The 19163-nt window shown below is 28.9% G+C and carries 22 protein-coding genes; 10 read left to right on the forward strand and 12 right to left on the reverse strand.

Annotation, left to right across the window (positions count from 1 at the left end; all coding sequences use genetic code 11):
- The 5 genes from BW723_RS05425 (at position 1) to BW723_RS05445 (ending at position 4299) form a co-directional block, all read left to right on the forward strand.
- The gene (locus tag BW723_RS05425) at positions 1–867 is read left to right on the forward strand and encodes an aldo/keto reductase (RefSeq protein WP_068361195.1); all 867 of its coding nucleotides are present in this window, start codon (positions 1–3) and stop codon (positions 865–867) included.
- Position 868: 1 nt separating this feature from the next.
- Positions 869–2011 (forward strand): ATP-binding protein, encoded by a 1143-nt coding sequence (locus BW723_RS05430; RefSeq protein WP_068361192.1) that lies wholly within the window; start codon positions 869–871, stop codon positions 2009–2011.
- An 87-nt stretch (positions 2012–2098) separates the two neighbouring features.
- Complete coding sequence (locus BW723_RS05435; RefSeq protein ID WP_068361189.1) at positions 2099–2641, forward strand: RNA polymerase sigma factor; 543 nt, start codon at positions 2099–2101, stop codon at positions 2639–2641.
- On the forward strand, positions 2631–3158 hold the full coding sequence (locus BW723_RS05440; protein WP_068361186.1) for a hypothetical protein: 528 nt from the start codon (positions 2631–2633) through the stop codon (positions 3156–3158). Before BW723_RS05435 ends, BW723_RS05440 begins: the two co-directional genes overlap by 11 nt.
- Positions 3139–4299 (forward strand): hypothetical protein, encoded by a 1161-nt coding sequence (locus BW723_RS05445; protein ID WP_068361183.1) that lies wholly within the window; start codon positions 3139–3141, stop codon positions 4297–4299. The genes BW723_RS05440 and BW723_RS05445 overlap by 20 nt, the downstream gene beginning before the upstream one ends.
- A gap of 70 nt (positions 4300–4369) precedes the next feature.
- On the opposite strand, the gene amaB is transcribed toward BW723_RS05445, so the two are convergent.
- A complete protein-coding gene (amaB, locus tag BW723_RS05450) occupies positions 4370–5911 on the reverse strand; it encodes an L-piperidine-6-carboxylate dehydrogenase (protein WP_068361180.1) in 1542 nt (513 codons plus the stop codon).
- Positions 5912–6037: 126 nt separating this feature from the next.
- On the opposite strand from amaB, the gene BW723_RS05455 reads away from it, so the two are divergent.
- Complete coding sequence (locus BW723_RS05455) at positions 6038–7096, forward strand: isoaspartyl peptidase/L-asparaginase family protein (protein ID WP_068361177.1); 1059 nt, start codon at positions 6038–6040, stop codon at positions 7094–7096.
- Here BW723_RS05455 and BW723_RS05460 read toward each other — a convergent pair.
- The 7 genes from BW723_RS05460 to BW723_RS05490 all read right to left on the reverse strand — a co-directional run bounded on the left by BW723_RS05460 (position 7084) and on the right by BW723_RS05490 (position 11337).
- Positions 7084–7428, reverse strand: a complete 345-nt coding sequence (locus BW723_RS05460; protein ID WP_068361175.1) for a hypothetical protein — start codon at positions 7426–7428, stop codon at positions 7084–7086. The genes BW723_RS05455 and BW723_RS05460 overlap by 13 nt on opposite strands.
- 178 nt (positions 7429–7606) lie before the next feature.
- Positions 7607–8896, reverse strand: coding sequence for a hypothetical protein (locus BW723_RS05465; protein ID WP_068361172.1), 1290 nt, complete (start codon positions 8894–8896; stop codon positions 7607–7609).
- Positions 8896–9432, reverse strand: a complete 537-nt coding sequence (locus tag BW723_RS05470; protein ID WP_068361169.1) for an RNA polymerase sigma factor — start codon at positions 9430–9432, stop codon at positions 8896–8898. Before BW723_RS05470 ends, BW723_RS05465 begins: the two co-directional genes overlap by 1 nt.
- Positions 9433–9436: 4 nt before the next feature.
- Entirely contained in the window at positions 9437–9847 is a 411-nt protein-coding gene (locus BW723_RS05475) for a hypothetical protein (protein ID WP_068361166.1), read from the reverse strand.
- Between the two features lie 11 nt (positions 9848–9858).
- Complete coding sequence (locus BW723_RS17610) at positions 9859–10563, reverse strand: hypothetical protein (protein ID WP_083139757.1); 705 nt, start codon at positions 10561–10563, stop codon at positions 9859–9861.
- 11 nt (positions 10564–10574) lie between these two features.
- A complete protein-coding gene (locus BW723_RS05485; RefSeq protein ID WP_068361163.1) occupies positions 10575–10919 on the reverse strand; it encodes a DUF4377 domain-containing protein in 345 nt (114 codons plus the stop codon).
- Between the two features lies 1 nt (position 10920).
- A complete protein-coding gene (locus BW723_RS05490; RefSeq protein ID WP_068361157.1) occupies positions 10921–11337 on the reverse strand; it encodes a hypothetical protein in 417 nt (138 codons plus the stop codon).
- A gap of 171 nt (positions 11338–11508) precedes the next feature.
- On the opposite strand from BW723_RS05490, the gene BW723_RS05495 reads away from it, so the two are divergent.
- From BW723_RS05495 to BW723_RS05505, 3 genes are read left to right on the forward strand one after another with little or no spacing between them, the layout of a single operon-like run.
- The gene (locus BW723_RS05495; RefSeq protein ID WP_068361149.1) at positions 11509–12483 is read left to right on the forward strand and encodes a LuxE/PaaK family acyltransferase; all 975 of its coding nucleotides are present in this window, start codon (positions 11509–11511) and stop codon (positions 12481–12483) included.
- 24 nt (positions 12484–12507) lie between these two features.
- Complete coding sequence (gene mscL, locus BW723_RS05500; protein WP_068361147.1) at positions 12508–12960, forward strand: large conductance mechanosensitive channel protein MscL; 453 nt, start codon at positions 12508–12510, stop codon at positions 12958–12960.
- A gap of 53 nt (positions 12961–13013) precedes the next feature.
- Positions 13014–13454: a YHS domain-containing (seleno)protein gene (locus BW723_RS05505; protein ID WP_068361143.1), complete on the forward strand. Its 441-nt coding sequence runs from the start codon at positions 13014–13016 to the stop codon at positions 13452–13454.
- 99 nt (positions 13455–13553) lie between these two features.
- Here BW723_RS05505 and BW723_RS05510 read toward each other — a convergent pair whose 3' ends face one another.
- The 3 genes from BW723_RS05510 to BW723_RS05520 are packed head-to-tail and all read right to left on the reverse strand — an operon-like array spanning position 13554 to position 17068.
- Entirely contained in the window at positions 13554–14303 is a 750-nt protein-coding gene (locus BW723_RS05510) for an MbnP family protein (RefSeq protein WP_068361141.1), read from the reverse strand.
- Complete coding sequence (locus tag BW723_RS05515) at positions 14300–15622, reverse strand: hypothetical protein (protein ID WP_068361137.1); 1323 nt, start codon at positions 15620–15622, stop codon at positions 14300–14302. Before BW723_RS05515 ends, BW723_RS05510 begins: the two co-directional genes overlap by 4 nt.
- A gap of 15 nt (positions 15623–15637) precedes the next feature.
- Positions 15638–17068: a choice-of-anchor B family protein gene (locus tag BW723_RS05520; protein ID WP_068361134.1), complete on the reverse strand. Its 1431-nt coding sequence runs from the start codon at positions 17066–17068 to the stop codon at positions 15638–15640.
- A gap of 106 nt (positions 17069–17174) precedes the next feature.
- Here BW723_RS05520 and thiL point away from each other — a divergent pair, with 106 nt between their 5' ends.
- On the forward strand, positions 17175–18224 hold the full coding sequence (gene thiL, locus BW723_RS05525) for a thiamine-phosphate kinase (protein ID WP_068361131.1): 1050 nt from the start codon (positions 17175–17177) through the stop codon (positions 18222–18224).
- Between the two features lie 150 nt (positions 18225–18374).
- On the opposite strand, the gene BW723_RS05530 is transcribed toward thiL, so the two are convergent.
- Positions 18375–19160 (reverse strand): alpha/beta fold hydrolase, encoded by a 786-nt coding sequence (locus BW723_RS05530; RefSeq protein ID WP_068361128.1) that lies wholly within the window; start codon positions 19158–19160, stop codon positions 18375–18377.
- Positions 19161–19163 lie beyond the last annotated feature (3 nt).

Here is a 19163-nt window from a genome sequence, read left to right on the forward strand (position 1 = left end):
ATGAAACCAACATCAAAAATAATAATTGGTTGCATGTCTTGGGGTAAATGGGGCAAACAATTCTCTACCCAAGAAGCTATAGATCTAATTCAGTTTTGTATAGAAAATGGAAATACCACTTTCGATCACGCAGATTTGTATGGAGATTACACAACTGAAACTGAATTTGGTAAAGCATTTAAAGAAAGTAAAATTGAAAGAGAATTGGTGCATTTAATTACAAAATGTGGAATTCAGAACCCGGGAGAAACAAGAAACAACAAAGTTAAACACTATAATTATTCTAAAGATTATATTATTTGGAGTGCAGAGCAATCTCTAAAAAACTTAAAAACAGATTATTTAGATACTTTTTTAATACACAGACCAAGCCCTTTAATGATTCCTGATGAAATTGCAGAAGCCATTTTAGAATTACAAGAATCTGGAAAAATCATCGATTTTGGTGTATCTAATTTTACACCTTTTCAGGTGGATTTAATTGCTGATAAAATTCCGGTAAAAGTAAATCAAATCGAATTTTCTTTAACCCAAAACTCAGCAATGTTAAATGGTACTTTAGACCAAATGCTGCAAAAAGAAATTCAGCCTATGAGTTGGAGCCCTTTAGGTAGTGTTTTTAGAGTAGAAACAGATCAAACAAAAAAAATAAAGGAAGTTTTAAAAACGCTTTCAGAAAAATACAATAGTACAGAAGATACATTGCTTTTATCTTGGCTTTTTAAACATCCTGCAAAAGTTTCGCCAGTTATTGGTACCACAAACAAACAACGAATTTTAAACGCAAATAAAGCTTTAGAAATTGATTTAGAACTAGAAGACTGGTTTTTGTTATTAGAAGCAAGTAAAGGACAAGAAGTAGATTAAAATGATAAACAAACGCTTATTGATCAAAAACTTACTTTCTCATAATGATGAGAATAGTTTTTATGATAAAAAGCAAAAATTATCATTAAACTCAAAAGAAGGAAAAGCCAAATTTTTAAAACATATTTGTGCTTTGTCTAACTCAAACCCAGAGAACAATTCTTACATTGTAATTGGTATTGAAGATGAAGAAAATAAAATAATTGGTGTCGATTTTTTTGATGATAGCAAAATCCAGAATTTGGTAAATGCGTATTTAAATAATCCACCAAAAATTGAATATGAAAATGTTCCTTTTCCGAGTTTACCACGTTATAAAGTAATTGGTTTGGTAACTATACATCCAAACAATCAAATTACATCCTTATTAAAAAATGCTTGGAAATATAAACGCGATACCATTTTTTACAGAAGAGGCAGCAATTCTATGCCTTTTTTAGGCACAACCTTTGAGCTAAGAAATACCAACAAAGATATTGTTGCTGCTATAGAAAAAAACGCCAGAAATAATATTGAACTCACGTTAAATGGTGTTTTCGATTTTATAAAAAATCACAAAAAAGAGTACAACCCACAATACAAAGTTTTTAATGAGCAATTTGTGTTGTGTTGGGCAGGGAAAAAGAAAATCATTAACAATAAAGAGTTTTTTACACGAGTAGATATTGAGTTGATTAACGAACAAGTTCGGATATTTTATTCCTCTTTAGATGATGTAAAAATCAGTTATAATAAACAATCTTTTTTAATTACAGAATATATTTCTTTGAGTATAGATGCCAGAGAAACCTATTATCCTTTAGAAAAAACCATTATCAATTTTAAATATAATGGCAAACACGCAATTGTTAGAGAATTTTTGTTTGATCCGCCAAAATACGATCCCATAATTGTAAATCATATTTACAATAATTGCAATTCTATCATTCAAAAAATAACGACTAAAACAAAGCTTTCAGTTTTAGAACACGAAGATGTTTTTAGATTGCCACATAATTATTTACTCTGCTATTTAAATGGATTTTTAGACGCGCCAGATTTACTTAGAAAAGCCAAAAACTACATTAAGAATTTAGAGGATAAAACTACCTATGTAAAATATAAAGAGGCAATGAGAGTAATTCGAAAAGTAAAATATAATTAAGGTTTTTACATTTTAATTACAATTTTTTTTCTTTTTTGAAACCTTTAAAAACTCGTGTCGTTTTTAAAATAGAACCAACCCACTAAAATGTCTAAAGAGATTCATCTTTTAGTTTTACAAAGCAAAAAAGGAAATCAAAAAGCACAAATAAAGCTTTATGATTTGCACTGTAAGGCAATGTTTATAATTTCTTGTAGATATTTAAAAAACGATGAAGAAGCTAAAGATGCAATGCAAGATGGCTTTATAAAAGCATTTTTAAATTTAGAGAATTATAAAGATGGCACCAATTTTAGTGCATGGTTAAAAACAATTGTAATTAATAATTGTATAGATCAATTAAAGAAGAAAAAATTAGAAACGATTGCTATCGAAAATTATCCTCTAGAAATTACTGATGATGAAGACTGGAATTTTGATACAAAAATTACTAAAGAAACCATCTTAAACGCCATAGAAACTTTGCAATTAAAATATCAATTGGTGATAAAATTATACTTGATAGAAGGTTATGATCATCAAGAAATATCAGAAATTTTGCAGATACCAGTTAAAACATCTAGAACAAATTTAAGAAGAGCAAAATTAGCATTAAGAAACCTTTTAAAAGACGAGAAATATGGAACGTGATATTAGAGATTTATTTCGAGAAAATGATGATTTTAAAAAGGATTTGCCAAAATCTCACAGAGAAGATTTTTTAAAAAAAATCAACAAAAACATTACACAAAAGCCAAAATGGAAATTTGGAATTCCATATAAAATTGCACTAGCTGTAACTGTAATTTTTAGTTTGATGTATTTTTTTAATCCTAAAACTGATGATGTTAATAATATCAATTCCTTTGAAAATCAGTTTTCTAAGATAGAAAATGATTATTTAAAAAACATTGATATAGAATGGAAACAGTTTAAAGAAAAAACTACAGACACTTTATTAATTAGAAAATATGAGGAGAAATTAAACGATTTTAATAATGATTATAAAAAGATAACCAACCAATTAAAAGAGTTTCCTAATAACATAAATTTATTAGAATCTTTAATAAATAATCTACAAAGACGTTTGCAATTGATTAAAGAAATTAATGAGCATATTAAAGAGTTGAATCAAAAAAACACAAGTAATGAAACCATATATATTTAGCATAATTTTATTTTTTTCGATAACATTTTCTTTTGCCCAAACTAAAGAAGTACTTCTAAAAAAGAGTTTTAAGGTTGATGAAAACACCATTTTAAATTTAGATTTAGACAATACAGATGTTCATCTTATAGCATCTAAAGACGATAAAATTCATTTTAATTATCAAATTACTTTTTACAATTATTCTCAAAGAAAAATTGACGATATTTTAGATGAATCGGTCATAAAAACTTCTAAAAAACAAAATCAACTTTTTTTAAAAGCCAAAAATTCGAAGTATTTAGGTATAAATTTAAGGTTTAAACCTAATATTGATTTTACAAACTTTAAAAACCCAATTAATAATGTTTATAAAGAATATCTTAAAAATTATTATAAAAAAATTAGAGATAGAAAATATGTACAAAAAACAAAAGATTCATTATTAAAAGAGATAGATTTTAGTATAGGAAGTGATTATGAAAATTATATTAAAAAAGACATTGATAATTTTCCGCAGAAAACACCTTTAAAAACAGATAAAAAAATTGAAAAAAAATTCATTATCCAAGTTCCAAAATATGTTCAATTGCGTATAAAATCAATCGAGTCTAATATTAATTGTGATTACGATATTAATACTGAATTTAAATTAGAAAGTTTTAAAGGTATTTTTAAATTTAAAAACTTATCTGGTAAATTGAATCAAATAATTTCTTCAAATGGTATTTTAGAAACCTATTCTATAGCAAATGGTAAAACAGATTTTAGAGATATGAGAAAAGTAATGATTGGTGCTACTTCAAATTCTAAAATTGTAACAGAAACCTCAAAAATACAAATTGGCGAAATAGGTAAAAACGTTTCAATAAAAGACTTTAATAGCAAACTATACCTCTATAATTTTAGCGAAAACTTCACAAAATTTAATCTAATAGGAGATTACTCAGAATTAAATTTTTATAAGATAAAAGAAAACAATTTTTCTATGGATGTTTCTGGGTTTAACACCACTTTAAATATGAATGGAGTAAAAACAACTTTTGGAATATCTAAAGAAGAAAAAATGACAAAAATTCTTCAGAAAAAAAGAAAAGAAAATATCCCTTTTTTAGGTAATATTGAAGTTGAATTAAAACACGGAATTATAAATTTAAAATAACTATTAAACCCAACTCTTTTGAGTTGGGTTTTAAATGAATTATAAAGTTTTAAAATAAGTTCAAAATATATTATAAATCAAATTTAATTCCTTGAGCTAAAGGTAAATCTGTTGTGTAGTTTATGGTGTTAGTTTGTCTTCTCATATACACTTTCCAAGCATCAGAACCAGATTCACGTCCACCACCAGTTTCTTTTTCGCCACCAAAAGCACCACCAATTTCTGCACCAGAAGTACCAATATTTACATTTGCAATTCCACAATCAGAACCAGCAACCGATAAAAAAGCTTCTGCTTCTCGTAAATTATTAGTCATAATTGCAGATGATAAACCTTGTGCAACTCCATTTTGAATTTCGAGTGCATTTGTAACATCACCAGAATATTTTAAAAGGTATAAAACAGGAGCAAAAGTTTCGTGTTGTACAATTTCAAATTCGTTTTTAGCTTCTGCAATTGCAGGTTTTACATAGCAACCAGATTCGTAACCTTTACCAGTTAAAACACCACCTTCAACAACAATATTTCCACCTTCTTCAACAACTTTTACCAAAGCATTTTGGTACATTTTAACAGCGTTAGTGTCAATTAAAGGGCCAACGTGATTGTTTTCGTCTAAAGGATTTCCAATACGCAATTGTTTGTACGCTTTTACAACAGCATCTTTTACTTTATCGTAAATAGATTCGTGAATAATTAATCTTCTTGTAGATGTACATCTTTGGCCTGCAGTACCAACAGCACCAAACACAGCACCAATCACAGTCATTTTTATATCTGCATCTGGTGTTACAATAATGGCATTATTACCACCCAGTTCTAGTAAAGATTTCCCTAATCGTCCTGCAACTTCTTTTGCGACAATTTTACCCATTCTTGTAGATCCTGTTGCAGAAACTAGAGGAATTCTGGTATCTTTTGTCATCATTTCACCAACATTATAATCGCCATTTATTAAGCAAGAAATACCTTCTGGTAAATTATTTTCAGCTAAAACTTCTGCAATTATATTTTGGCAAGCCACACCACACAAAGGTGTTTTTTCGCTTGGTTTCCACACGCAAACATCACCACAAATCCAAGCCAAAGCTGTGTTCCAAGCCCAAACTGCTACTGGAAAATTAAAAGCAGAAATTATACCCACAATTCCCAAAGGATGATATTGTTCGTACATTCTATGACCAGGTCTTTCTGAGTGCATGGTTAAACCATGCAATTGACGAGATAAACCCACAGCAAAATCGCAGATGTCAATCATTTCTTGTACTTCTCCTAAACCTTCTTGATAACTTTTACCCATTTCATAAGAAACTAATTTGCCTAAAGCTTCCTTTTTTTCGCGCAATTTTTCTCCAAACTGACGTACAATTTCTCCTCTTAATGGTGCAGGTTTTGTTCTCCAAGTTTTAAAAGCTTCTGTAGCTGCTTCCATCACTTTTGCGTAATCTTCTTTTGTTGTAGTTTTTACTTTTCCTATGATTTTACCATCAACAGGAGAATAACTTGTTATAATTTCTCCGCTAGAAAAGTTTGTGTTTCCAGTAGAAGTACCTTCATTTATATTTTGTAAACCTAAAGTTGATAATGCTTCTTGAATGCCAAAATCTGTCATTTTGTATATTGTTTTAAGTTATTTGACTAAAAAATCTTTATTTTAGAACTTCGAATTTACGAATAATTTCACACACATATAAATTAAACAATAACAATGGTTTTGTTTAATACTAAACATTGTAATATGAAAACACAATTTCTTTTTCTTGCTTTTTTAATGGTTTTATTCGGATGTAAAAATGAGTCCCAAACTTCATCCGAAGAAAAAAATATTACAACAAAACAAAATGAATTTGCAATTATTATTCATGGAGGAGCAGGAACAATTTTAAAGAAAAATATGTCTGATGAAAAGGAAGCTGCTTATAGAACAAAACTAGAAGAAGCTATAAAAGTAGGTCATGCTATTTTAAAAAATGGAGGAACAAGTCAAGAAGCAGTAGTTAAAACGATTCAAGTTATGGAAGAGTCTCCATTATTTAATGCGGGTAAAGGAGCAGTTTTCACCAATTCTGGTACTAACGAATTAGATGCCTCTTTTATGGATGGTAAAACATTAAATGCAGGAGCAGTTGCAGGTGTAAAAGATGTAAAAAGTCCTATTGAACTCGCAGTAAAAGTAATGACAGATTCTGATCATGTTATGCTTTCTGGAGATGGAGCGAGTATTTTTGCCAAAGAAAAAGGGTTAGAAATTGTAGATCCAAGTTATTTTTATACAGAAAGACGTTTTAAATCTTTACAAAGAATCAAAGAAAAAGAAAAAACAGAATTAGATCATGATGATAAAACAGCTGCTTTTTACGATGCTGATATTAAAAACAGCAAATTCGGAACTGTAGGTTGTGTGGCTTTAGATAAAAACGGAAATATTGCTGCAGGTACTTCTACAGGAGGAATGACCAACAAACGTTGGGGAAGAATTGGTGATGCACCTATAATTGGTTCTGGTACGTATGCAAACAATTTAACTTGCGGAGTTTCTTCTACAGGTTGGGGCGAATATTTTATTAGAAGCCAAGTTGCTTATGATATTTCTGCGCAAATGGAATATCAACAAAAAACGTTAAAAGAAGCTACAACAGATGTTATTCATAATAAGTTAACCAAATTAGGAGGAACAGGTGGAGTTGTAGCTCTTGATAAAAACGGAAATATGTCTTTTGAGTTTAATACAGCTGGTATGTATAGAGCCTCTATGAACGATAAAGGCGAACTAACTGTAAAAATTTACAAAGAATAATCTAACCATTCTTCTGGTAAAGCTTCTAAATCTAACTCAATAACTTTAGAATCTGTTTTCTTAGAAAACTTTGACAGAGAAATATTTCGAGTAGACAGGTTAACATTATTTTTTTTATTAATCATTTTTAAAACCTCATTCATAGTTCTTTTAGCACATAAAACCAAACTATTCATCATAGAATTAGATTCGTTAGATAAATCGTAAAGATCTACGTAATATTTAGGCTCATTATCTTTATAAATGATCCATTGTGAGGGTTTTCTATTGGGGATTTTTATAACTTTTTTGGTGCCCAATAGAGTTTTATAAGTAACTTCTATAAGTTTCATTTCTACATTTTTTAATTAAAAAATATTTCAAGCAATCATTTTTTAAAAACTCTAAACTCCAATTCAAAAAGCATACAAAATTAGTGGTTTTTTTAGTATTATGGCAATATGTTTCGATAAAATGTATATTCTAATAGATAATCAGTAAATTACATATGTGTTTTTTGCTAAATTGGTTTTAGAAGTTGTATTGTATACCTGTATAAAACCCTAAATTAAAGGGTGCAAAACCATTAGAATTTTTATTAAAAGTGTTTAGCTGCATTTTTAACATTGGGTTTATATTTAAAGACCAATTTTTATCAAATAAATAATTAAAATCTAGTCCTAAATTTCCACTGAAATTAATGTTATTTAAATTGTTTGCTTCTAGTGTTTTTGATATTGTTTCTGTGTTTAAGTTTACACTATTTTTATTCAAAAAAAGCGAACTAAATCCAGTTACTATTTGTGTTTCAAATTTGTCGTTTGTAGAAAGATTATATTTTACTTCTACTGGAATTTCTAAATAACCATAGTTTTGAGTAAGATTGCCAAAAGTAGTCTTTGAAGTCGTCGTAAAATCGCTACTTAAAAGTGCATTAAAATTATTACTACCATCAAAAGAAAAAGTTTCTCCATTTGTAAATTCGGTTGTAGTTGCACTACTTTGCTCAGAAACTGAAATGCTTATTCGATTGTTAGCATAACTCATTTCTTGTAAATGAATTCCAGATTGAATTGTCCATTTTTTATTGATTTTATAAGCGATTTGTACACCATAAGAATAGGTGTTTTTACCTTTAGTAGAGTTAGCTAAATTTTCGTTAATCGGAGATGTATTTGTAAAAGAATTCGATTGTAAAACCGCAAAAACAGGAGCAAGATACCAATTTTTGGTTTTTATTTTTTTAGTACTTAAATCTTTCTTTTCTACATTAAAATCTTGAATGTTTAACTTTTTAAAACGCTTTTTATTCGTATTTATATTTGATAAAAATAACGCACTATTTTTTTGTGATATTTTAAAATTATCATCAAAAGAATTATAAGAAAATTGTAGTGGTTTTACAGGTTTTCTATTATTTATTACATTTTTATTTTGCTTTATTTCAGCTAAATTTTGTGTGTTTTTATTGATATGAGTTCTTTTTTTAGTTTTAGAAATAAGTACATCATTTTTTAAGGTTTTATTTAAAATAAGTGTGTCTTTTTCTTTTAAAATTGTTGAATTTTCTTTGGGGATTGTTGTAATTGTTTCATTAAAAGAGTCATTTATATTTTGATTTTCATCCTTAGAAAACGGGTTAAAAAGTATGCCTAAAATTAATACAGAAGCTGCTGCACCAGAAAACCACCAAAAAGGAAAAACCTTGCGCTTCTTCTTTTTTAGTTTATTTTCAATATTGTTCCAAGTGCTTTTGTTTGGAGAAACCTCCAAATTTTTAAGCTGTTCTTGAAACAATTTATCTATATTTTTATGATCCATTAATTTAACTTTTTTTGATGGATTTCTAATTTTTCTTTCAAAATTTTTCTTGCTCTAGACAAGTTCGATTTAGAAGTGCCTTCAGAGATTTTTAGCAATTCTGCAATTTCTTTATGCGTATAATTATCTAATACATATAGGTTAAAAACCATACGATAACTGTCTGATAATTGCTGAATACAATCCAATAAAACATCAACATTAAAAACAGAATTTTCTAGTTCTATTTCTTCGTTTTCGACATCATCTTTAATTTCATTTACAATTTCTAAAGGTGCTTTTTGTCTATATTTTTGTAAAACTGTATGAATGGTTATTTTTTTTAACCAACCCTCAAAAGAACCTTTGTGTTTGTATTGTTTTATTTTATCGAAAATGGTTAAAAAACTGTCTTGTAGGTTGTCTTCTGCATCTTGATAATTTCTCGAATATTTTAAACAAACACCAAAAAGTTTATCAGCAAATAAGTGATAAACTTTAGATTGAGCATCCAAATCTTGCTCACAACATTTCTGTATTAATTCTTCTAGTTTGATGTTTCTAATTTACAGGAACTATGACTTCTTCAAAAATATTTTCGCCATTATTATCTTCTCCTTTCCAAAATTTAAAAACATAATCTTCTTGTTGCACTGCAGTAATTACCATATCAAACTCGTATTGAGTTGCTACTTCATTACAGTCTTTCTCTAAATCTACAATTGTTTGTATGGCTACAATTCTTGCTGTGTCTTCGTATTCGTAATACACATGGTCAAAACTATAGCAATCATTTTTTAAGGTGTATTTTACTTTAATGGTGTCTTTTTCACCATAGGTAAAAGAGTCAGGCACTGTATATTCATCAATAGGTAAAAGTTCATAACCATAATTTACATAATCATTGTTATCATCATTTAAACAAGAATTAAAGAGTAAAATAGAGGTAAATAGTAAAATAAATTTTTTCATAATTTTTAGGTTTAATAAGTTAAAGTTGGGTATCCATTTCTGCATTCTACTTGCTTGGGAGGGCTAATAATAGAACAATCAGAAATAATACCCCATTTAATATTAAAAGCTTTTTCAGCTTCAGTATAAGTTTTTATTTTTTGTAAAAAAGAAGCTACATCTATGTTTTTAGAATAAGGTAAATAACCTTGTGGTCCACCACAAGCTTTTGCTCCAAAAGCAGTAAATGCCCAGTTATTAGCATTAGAACAAGGCTCACTATAAGCTAAATTTGAAATTTCGCTAAACAAATCCATTAAAGCTCTATGTTCTATTTCTTGTTCTGTTAATTCTCTTTTAACCACTAAATTAGTTTCTGTTATTTCTACAATTTTCCATCCATAGAAAGAAGGATAACTTGTTGTAGAAATATTTATTACATCGTTTTCTAAAGTAAAAGAACCATCAACATTAAAATAGCTTAAAGGAGGCGTGCCACACCATCCTGAAGTTCTTTCTATAAATTCGCCTGTTTTTTTAAAGGTAATTCCATAACTTTCATCTGGTAAAACACTACTTCTTTTAAAAGTTGTGGTTTCGTTTTCGTACTCAGGATTTACCCAATTGCCAAGTAATAAATTGTCTGGATCTATTGTAATATTTTCATCATTTGTATTGCTTTCGCAAGAGAAAAGCATAGCAGTAAATAGTAAAATTATAAAGTTTTTATAATGCATAATTATAAGTTTTAAATTGGTAAATTTTCTGATGTTTTTTCGGTTTTAGACACAACTTCAATTAATGTGGTTTCTATAGATGAACCATCTTGTGGCGGATTTTCTATTCTCCTTTCTGAGACTTTAATTACATATTCAAAGCCTTCGTCATAGTTAAAACCAATTATAGAGCTATAAAAATATTGCCAGTTCTCTGTTTCAGTTTCTTTAATCAGCAAACACTTTTGATTATCTACACCTATACAATCTATTTTTTTAGATGCTACAATTAGTGTTTTTTCTGGTGTTATTAAGTTATTGTCTTCACAAGATAAAATGCAAATGCTTAGGCAAATTAAGTAGACTATTTTTTTCATATTAATTGTAATTTAGTTGTGCATTCCATCCTTCTAAATTTAAATTTATTTCAGAATAGTTTTCTTTTAATATTGAGATATCAAACATAAATTCTTGTTCAAAAACAGCTAAACATGCTTCATTGTTTTCTAAAGAAAGTTTTATATTTCGCTGTATAGGATACGATTCTAATATTTCTTTAGCATCGATTAAAACTGCTTTCCAAGAATTGCCATCACAACCACTACTACTTATTTTTATTGTTAAAAAATTATCATTTATAGTAGCTTCTGTAATTGTATAATTTTCAGTTATGGTTTCATTATAAAGTGTTTTGTTTATAATAACAGATTCATTTTCTAAATCAATATTATTGTTATTTTCATTGCAAGAGATCAATAAACAAATCATTATAATTAACGTTCCTATTTTTTTCATTTCGAGTTCTTTTTTATAAGATACCAAAAGAGCAAAAAGGTTGCGTTGAATAATAGTATTTTTGTGAAAAATAATTTTTGTTGATTAATTCTTTTTTAATTTCCCTTTTTAAAAGGATGAAAAAAAAAGAAAACCTGACAGTAAAAGTGTTATGGTAATTTTATAAAGTTTATGAAAGAAAGCATTTTTAATATAAATAACGAGCAAGATTTTACAAAAACAGCTTTAGCAGTTTTTAAACATCAGTTTAAGAACAATAAAGTGTATCGTTCTTTTTGTGATTTGCTTTATAAACATCCTTCAGATATTACTAAAATAGAAGACATTCCTTTTTTACCAATTCAGTTTTTTAAATCTAGAGAGATACTTTCATCCAAAGAAAAAATTGAAGAAATTTTTACAAGTTCTGGAACTACAGGTACAATTACGAGCAAACATTTTGTTACAGATATTAACCTTTATAAAGAAAGTTATTTAAAAGGATTTGCACATTTTTATGGCAATATAAAAGATTACGTGGTTTTGGCTTTATTGCCTAATTATTTAGAAAGAAAAGGGTCTTCTCTGGTTTTTATGGTTGATGATTTAATTCGTAAAACCAATAATATAGAAAGCGGATTTTACCTAAACAATTTAGATGAATTAGCCACAAAACTCATCCATTTAGATAAAAAAGGCCAAAAAGTTTTGCTTATTGGTGTTTCTTTTGCTTTATTAGATTTGATTGAGAAACATCAATTTAAACTTAAAAATACCATAATTATGGAAACTGGTGGTATGAAAGGTAGAAGAAAAGAATTGATAAGAAGTGAGTTGCATCAAATACTTTCTGATGGTTTTGGGGTTCGTGAAATTCATTCAGAATATGGAATGACAGAATTATTAAGTCAAGGGTATTCTAAAGGAAATGGAATTTTTGAAACGCCACCTTGGATGAAAATTTTAACCAGAGACACAGAAGATGCTTTAACCATTCAAGAAACTGGAAAAACTGGCGGAATTAATGTAATTGATTTAGCTAACTATAATTCTTGTTCATTTATTGCCACTCAAGATTTAGGAAAAGTATATAAAAACGAAACTTTCGAAATTATAGGACGCTTTGATAATTCTGATATTAGAGGTTGTAATTTGATGGTTTTATAAATTAAAAAAAGAAAAAAAATAATTATGAAATTTAAGTTATTACAAGAGTTTAAAGATTTTGCTGTAAAAGGTAATATGATAGATATTGCTATTGGTGTTATCATTGGTACAGCATTTAATAAAGTAGTTAATGTTTTAGTAAAAGAGGTTTTGATGCCACCCTTAACGTTAATGACAGATGGCGCAAATTGGGAGAATAAAAAGTTTGTTTTAAGAGAAGCTGTTTTGGCTGATGGTAAACCGAAAATTGAAGAAATTGCCATTGGTTATGGTAAATTAATTGAAGCTGGTGTAGATTTTTTAGTAATTGCACTTACCGTTTTTTTAGTGGTTAAGGTGATGAACAAAATGAAACAGAAAGCAGACGATCCTAAGAATAAAACAGTGGCTACACCTAAAAATATTGAGTTGATGAATAAAACCAATGAGCTTTTAGAAAAACAGAATACCTTTTTAATGAAGCTTTTAGATAAATAAAATCGTTTGTAATTATTATAATTTTTCATCGACAAAAAGCAAAACAAAACTCGATGAAACCTATAATTACCATTCTATTTTTAACGATTTCAATTTCAATTTTTAGTCAAGAATATAACCTAAAAAAAGGTTATGTTGCAGAAGGTTATGATGTGGTTGCATACTTTAGTAATAAGGCTGTAGAAGGCGATAAAAAGTTTACAACTGAGTTCGATGGTGTAAAATTTAAGTTTTCATCTAAAGAAAATTTAGAAATTTTTAAAAAAAATCAAAAAAAATATCTGCCTGCTTATGGAGGTTATTGTGCTTACGCTGTTGGAGTTAAGGCTAAGAAAGTAAGCATAGATCCAGAAACTTTTGAAATTAGAGATAAAAAATTGTACTTGTTCTACAATTCTTGGGGAACAAATACGTTAGAGTTATGGAAAAAGGAAGGAGCTGAAGATTTAAAGAAGAAAGCAGACGCCAATTGGCAAAAAATAAAAAGTAAATAATAACCAGCGCAAACTTAGGGGAGAATTTATGCCTGTGTTATTTGGAAAGAGGGTTGATTTAATCAACCCTCTGTTTATTTACAAAAGTTTTGTTTTAAATTATTGACTTACGTCACCCAGAGAAAAAACGGTTTTTCCATTGGCATTCATTAATTTTTGAGCATCAAAATTGGGCATTAAAACTGTGTTTAGCTCGTTTAAATTCCAGGTATTTGGATTTTTAAACCATTCAGAAATATCCATTTTAATTTCTATGGTAGCATTATTTGTAATTTCTATGTTGCCCAAATCTATTTCGAAAGCAGTGTCTTCGAACACTAAATTATCAGAATCAGACATATCTACAGCTCTAATTACGTGATAATTAAAACTAGCATCAGCATTATTTAGGTCTTTGTATTTACCATCAAATTGCATAAAATGATAACCACCACCCATCATTCCTGGTACATTAAAACTAACAGAATTTAAATCTTGATAAACGCCATCTATATTATCTTCATCAGTAAAACCAAAAGTAAATTTTAGTGATTTTGTACCTATTGTAACCTCATTAAATTCAATTTCAAAACCAGAATCTTCACCAATATTTATAAGTTGATAATCTTTAGAATCAGCATCTAAAATGATATTAGAAACCAAATATCTTAATCTTTCTATACTTACAGATTCTCCATTTTCGGTAGTAAATTTAAACTCATTAAAATCTTCGGATGTTACAGATGTTCCTGCCCAATGGTGTGTGAATTTTAGAGTAACATCAACCTTATTTATTTCTTGATCATTGTCTTCACTACAAGAAGTAAATAAAATTATTGATAAAAAAACTAAGTTTATATATTTTTTCATTTTTCTGTTTTTATAATTAACGCATCAGAAAAGCCTTTGTTTTCAGGAATATCGTTGTCTGAACTAGAACTCTCACCAACTGCAATTATAGATTGATTGTTTAACTCAATAGCATCAAAAAGGAAATCATTTTCTGTACCACCAAAAAACTTTTGCCAGATTAAATTACCAGAATTATCTACCTTTAAAAGCCAAGCATCACTTTGCCCAATATTTGTAAAATCGTTGTCTGAGCTTCTAGAATAGCCTGCAATTAAAAAGTGATTATCTTGTGTTTTAGAAATTGAACGAGCTACATCAAAGCTTGTGCCTCCAAATGTTTTTTCCCAGATTAGATTTCCATCTGTATCAATTTTAAGCATCCATAAATCTGCTGCACCATTGTTAAAACTAACATTTTGGTTTGAGCTTCTGGTATCACCAACAATTATAAAATTACCATCGTTTGTGGCTGTAATTCCTCTTGGTTCTTCAATTTCTGAACCTCCAAAATTTTTCTCCCAAATTAGAGTTCCTTCAGCAGAAATCTTTAAAATCCAAAAATCGTAAGTTCCCAAATTGTTAGAAACATTAAAATCGTCACTATCTGATGAAGCTGCAATTATGTAGTTATTATCTGAGGTTTCTACAATACCAAAAGGGGTGTCAGTAAAAGAACCTCCAAAATATTTACTCCATTCTAAATTACCAGAATTGTCTGTTTTAATGGCCCAAACATCTCCACCAGCGTGTTTTTGAGCGGTTTTTGCATTGCCTTCTCCATTTGATGCAGTAACATCTAAAACACCTGTAATTAAAAATCCATTATCTGATGTTTGTAATAAAGTTGTACCAGTATCAGCACCAATAAAACCAAAATTTTTTCCCCAAGAAATTGTTCCATCTGCAGTAATTTTTAAGAGCCAAAAATCTTGAGCACCTGCATTATTAGAAACATCAAAATCTGAGCTTTTGCTGTAACCAAAAAGTGCAAAACCACCATCGTTTGTAGTAATAATATCTGCACCTCTATCGTCATCAGAACCTCCAAAAGTTTGTTGCCAAAGTAAATTATCATCCGAAGAAAATTTCATTATCCAAAAATCGAAACCCTCGTCTGTTTTTGTTTCAATATCTAAATCGTTGCTTTGTGTGTAACCAAAAACGGCATAACCACCATCTGAAGTGGCTACAACAGAATTAAAAACATCGTTTTTAGTACCGCCAAAAGTTTTTACAAAGTTTGGGACACCTTCGTATAAAGTGGGTAGATTTTCAATTTGTTTTTTAGTACAGCAAACAAATAGCAACAGTATTGCAGCAAAACAAATTCTTCTCATTTTTTGAAAGTTGTTTTAATTAACGACCAATTTTGTGGTTTGATTATCATTAATTTTAATAAAGTAAATTCCTTTTTTAATATTGCCAATATTTAGTTGGAATTGAGTGTTATTGATGTTGTTTTCTTCCGCTATTTTTTGCCCAACTAAAGAGTAAACTTTAATGTTTTTAATAGATTCATTATTTAAAGATTTAATAGTCGTTTGGTTAGATGCTGGATTAGGAAACATAGAAAACCCCAATTCTAAATTCTGATTTTCTAAGCTTAATGTTCCACTTTTTCTGATGACAAAAAAGCCATTATCAATATCGCTAATAATGATGTTTCCACTAGGGAAATATGGGTATACATTCCAAGCTCCATTAAAAGCTGTGTTATTGTTATTTGGGTAAGTATCAAAATAACCAACCTCAGTCATATTTTTGTTTTTGATATCAGAAATATCTAACATTCTAAGACCTGCAGTATAACTTGCTTGGTAATAAATATTATCTTTTACATAACCATTATGATCGATTGCTGCTGTTCTACCAAAATAATCGAAATGATGTAAAGGATTGTCTAAATCTGTAAAATCGAAAACTACCGTTTTTGTGCCGTTTCCTATTCTTAATTCGTCTAGCTCATCACCTAAAATAAAATATTTTAAATCTTCTGTAAACCAACCTTGGTGTGCATATCTTACATCAGTATAACTTATTGTAGAAATTATAGTTGGGTTTGCTTTATTGGTAACATCTGCAATAACTACTTCACTTTCGTTACTACCAATTAAAATTTCTTTGCTTGTATAATCTGAATCTGGACCATTGTACGTAATTACTTGTGCATCATGAGCATAACCACCTTCGCTTAAACCACCTTCTATTATTGGGTTTATAGGGTTTTGTATATTGATGAAAATTGGGCCACCTTTGTAAGTAGAACTTCTACTTGCGCCAACTATATACGCATAACCACTTTCTTCGTTAATTACAATATTATGTGCTGTACCAAACTCTGTAAAATGTGTATCAGCAAGAAAAACCACTGGAGGATTTGTAATGTTTCTAAGTCTTGTTAAATCGAAAACCTGCATTCCGTGATTATTGGCTTCACTTACAATAAAAGCGTGATTGTTATATACTTTTACATCTCTCCAAGAACTATTTACAGTGCTAGTTTCTATAGTCCCTAAAATTATTGGCGCTAATGGATCTGTAATATTAATAAATGTGATGCCCTTATTTGTACCCATTAAAGCATATTCACTTTGTGTATCTGGGTCTGTCCATCCCCAACTATCATTTCCTTCTGCTCCAGAACCTGCAATTTCAGAAATTGAAAAATGAGAAAGTAAATCGTAATCCTTACAAGGATAAATACCTGAAAATCCGTTTGTACAAGGAGTTTGAGAACAGAGTACTTGTGTTAAAAAAAAGAGAATTAGAGAAGCTTTTTTCATATTGAAAATCAGTTTTATTCCAAAAATACATTATAAATTGAAATATTATCTCTTTTCTCTGTTAAACTAATTCTTTCCTTTTTTAGAATGTAACTATCTTTGCAAAATGTTAGAAGACAAAAATCAACAAAAAACATCTTTAGCGGAACTAGGTGAGTTTGGCTTAATTAATCATATTACAAAATATTTTAAAGTTGAAAATGCATCAACCTTAAAAGCAATTGGAGATGATGCAGCAGTTTTAGATGCTTCAGAAAAGCAAACTTTAGTAACCACAGATTTATTAATTGAAGGTGTACATTTCGATTTAAGTTATATGCCTTTAAAACATTTAGGTTATAAAGCTGTAATGGTAAATTTATCTGATGTGTATGCAATGAATGGAACTGCAGAACAAATTACAGTTTCTATTGCTGTTTCTAATCGTTTTCCTTTAGAAGCTATAGAAGAATTATATGCAGGTATTCAGTTGGCTTGTGATACGTATAAAGTTGATTTAATTGGTGGAGATACAACATCATCTACAAAAGGAATTTTAATTTCTGTAACTGCCATTGGTAAAGCAGAAAAAGAAGATGTTGTGTATAGAAATGGCGCAAAAGAAACAGACTTAATCGTTGTTTCTGGAGATTTAGGTGCTGCTTATTTAGGATTACAAGTTTTAGAAAGAGAAAAACAAGTTTTTAAAGTAGACCCAAATAATCAACCAGATTTAGACAATTATACGTATTTAATTGAACGTCAATTAAAGCCAGAAGCACGTAAAGATATTGCTGGTTTATTAAAAGAATTAGAAGTAAAACCAACTGCTATGATTGATATTTCTGATGGATTATCTTCAGAGCTTTTTCATATTTGTACGCAAAGTAAAGTGGGTTGTAAAATTTATGAAGATAAATTGCCTTTAGACCCTCAAGTTATTTCTACTTGCGAAGAATTTGAGTTAGATTCTACAATGGTGGCTTTAAGTGGAGGTGAAGATTACGAACTTTTATTTACAGTGCCAATTGCTGATTTTGATAAGGTAAAAGCAAATCCTAATTTTTCTATTATTGGTCACGTAACTGCAGAAAACCAAGGCTTACAATTAATTACAAGAGCAAATCAAGAAATTGAATTAAAAGCTCAGGGTTGGAATAGTTTAAAGAGTGAGTAAAAAACAGGTTATAATTTATAAAACAAAAAGTGCAGATTTTTAAATTTGCACTTTTTTTATAGAAAGATTTGTTTAGTTATAATGCTAAGGAGTGTTTTAATTCATTTAATTATAAGTTAACTAAATTAGTTTTTTTGTGCAAAGTCAATATTAACAGCTCTTTACAAAACCATTTAAAGCACTAATTAATTCCTCTCTATTTTCTATATGACTCATATGTCCATCAGGAAAAATAACAAAATCTGTATTGGTTTTTTCGGCTTCATCAATAGAAACTTTAAAATCTAAAACTGGATCTTTTTCACCAATTATCATCAACTTTTTAAAGGAGTTTTCTTTTAAAATATGGTTTCTGTTTGGGCGGTTTTTCATCCCTTCATTTGCAGCCATATAACCTTGAACAGTAGTTTTTAAAGCTTGTACTTTAATCTCTTCAATTTCGTTTTTATATTTTGATAAATTCTCTTGATGAAACAAATTTGAAACAGACATTTTCACCATAGATTCAAAACTATTTTGAACCATTTTATTTGCTCTTGTTCTTAAGTTTTTTCGTTCTTCAGAATCTTCGTTAGAAGTAGAATTCATTAAACATAAACCTTTTATTCTCTGCGGATTTTTATCAGCCAAAGCCAAAGCAACATAACCACCTAAAGAATGCCCAATTAAAAAATATTCATTAATTTTTAGATGCTCTAAAACAGCATCAATACTTTCTGCAAATAATTCCATAGAATGTATGTAACCAATAGCTTCTGAGTTTCCATGGCCTAACAAATCAACTGTAATTATTCTGTTATTTTTAGAAAGTTGAGGTGTAATATTATTCCACATTGTGGAATTCTCTAAAAATCCGTGAATTAGAACAATTGGGGTTCCTTTTCCTACATCAGAAAAAGAAATGTTTGCGTTTTTGAATGTGATTGATTTCTGCATCAA

The organism is Polaribacter reichenbachii (genome assembly GCF_001975665.1).
Classification (GTDB): Bacteria; Bacteroidota; Bacteroidia; order Flavobacteriales; family Flavobacteriaceae; genus Polaribacter; species Polaribacter reichenbachii.

What these genes read in the sequence shown, in the direction of transcription:
- BW723_RS05490 (WP_068361157.1), bottom strand. Translation starts at nt 11,337, where the DNA reads ATGAAAAAAATAGGAACGTTAATTATAATGATTTGTTTATTGATCTCT.
- amaB (WP_068361180.1), bottom strand. Translation starts at nt 5,911, where the DNA reads ATGACAGATTTTGGCATTCAAGAAGCATTATCAACTTTAGGTTTACAA.
- BW723_RS05425 (WP_068361195.1), top strand. Translation starts at nt 1, where the DNA reads ATGAAACCAACATCAAAAATAATAATTGGTTGCATGTCTTGGGGTAAA.
- BW723_RS05505 (WP_068361143.1), top strand. Translation starts at nt 13,014, where the DNA reads ATGAAACCTATAATTACCATTCTATTTTTAACGATTTCAATTTCAATT.
- BW723_RS05475 (WP_068361166.1), bottom strand. Translation starts at nt 9,847, where the DNA reads ATGAAAAAATTTATTTTACTATTTACCTCTATTTTACTCTTTAATTCT.
- BW723_RS05460 (WP_068361175.1), bottom strand. Translation starts at nt 7,428, where the DNA reads ATGAAACTTATAGAAGTTACTTATAAAACTCTATTGGGCACCAAAAAA.
- BW723_RS17610 (WP_083139757.1), bottom strand. Translation starts at nt 10,563, where the DNA reads ATGCATTATAAAAACTTTATAATTTTACTATTTACTGCTATGCTTTTC.
- BW723_RS05465 (WP_068361172.1), bottom strand. Translation starts at nt 8,896, where the DNA reads ATGGATCATAAAAATATAGATAAATTGTTTCAAGAACAGCTTAAAAAT.
- BW723_RS05455 (WP_068361177.1), top strand. Translation starts at nt 6,038, where the DNA reads ATGAAAACACAATTTCTTTTTCTTGCTTTTTTAATGGTTTTATTCGGA.
- mscL (WP_068361147.1), top strand. Translation starts at nt 12,508, where the DNA reads ATGAAATTTAAGTTATTACAAGAGTTTAAAGATTTTGCTGTAAAAGGT.
- BW723_RS05520 (WP_068361134.1), bottom strand. Translation starts at nt 17,068, where the DNA reads ATGAAAAAAGCTTCTCTAATTCTCTTTTTTTTAACACAAGTACTCTGT.
- BW723_RS05515 (WP_068361137.1), bottom strand. Translation starts at nt 15,622, where the DNA reads ATGAGAAGAATTTGTTTTGCTGCAATACTGTTGCTATTTGTTTGCTGT.
- BW723_RS05495 (WP_068361149.1), top strand. Translation starts at nt 11,509, where the DNA reads ATGAAAGAAAGCATTTTTAATATAAATAACGAGCAAGATTTTACAAAA.
- BW723_RS05445 (WP_068361183.1), top strand. Translation starts at nt 3,139, where the DNA reads ATGAAACCATATATATTTAGCATAATTTTATTTTTTTCGATAACATTT.
- BW723_RS05510 (WP_068361141.1), bottom strand. Translation starts at nt 14,303, where the DNA reads ATGAAAAAATATATAAACTTAGTTTTTTTATCAATAATTTTATTTACT.
- BW723_RS05530 (WP_068361128.1), bottom strand. Translation starts at nt 19,160, where the DNA reads ATGCAGAAATCAATCACATTCAAAAACGCAAACATTTCTTTTTCTGAT.
- BW723_RS05430 (WP_068361192.1), top strand. Translation starts at nt 869, where the DNA reads ATGATAAACAAACGCTTATTGATCAAAAACTTACTTTCTCATAATGAT.
- BW723_RS05440 (WP_068361186.1), top strand. Translation starts at nt 2,631, where the DNA reads ATGGAACGTGATATTAGAGATTTATTTCGAGAAAATGATGATTTTAAA.
- BW723_RS05485 (WP_068361163.1), bottom strand. Translation starts at nt 10,919, where the DNA reads ATGAAAAAAATAGTCTACTTAATTTGCCTAAGCATTTGCATTTTATCT.
- BW723_RS05435 (WP_068361189.1), top strand. Translation starts at nt 2,099, where the DNA reads ATGTCTAAAGAGATTCATCTTTTAGTTTTACAAAGCAAAAAAGGAAAT.
- thiL (WP_068361131.1), top strand. Translation starts at nt 17,175, where the DNA reads ATGTTAGAAGACAAAAATCAACAAAAAACATCTTTAGCGGAACTAGGT.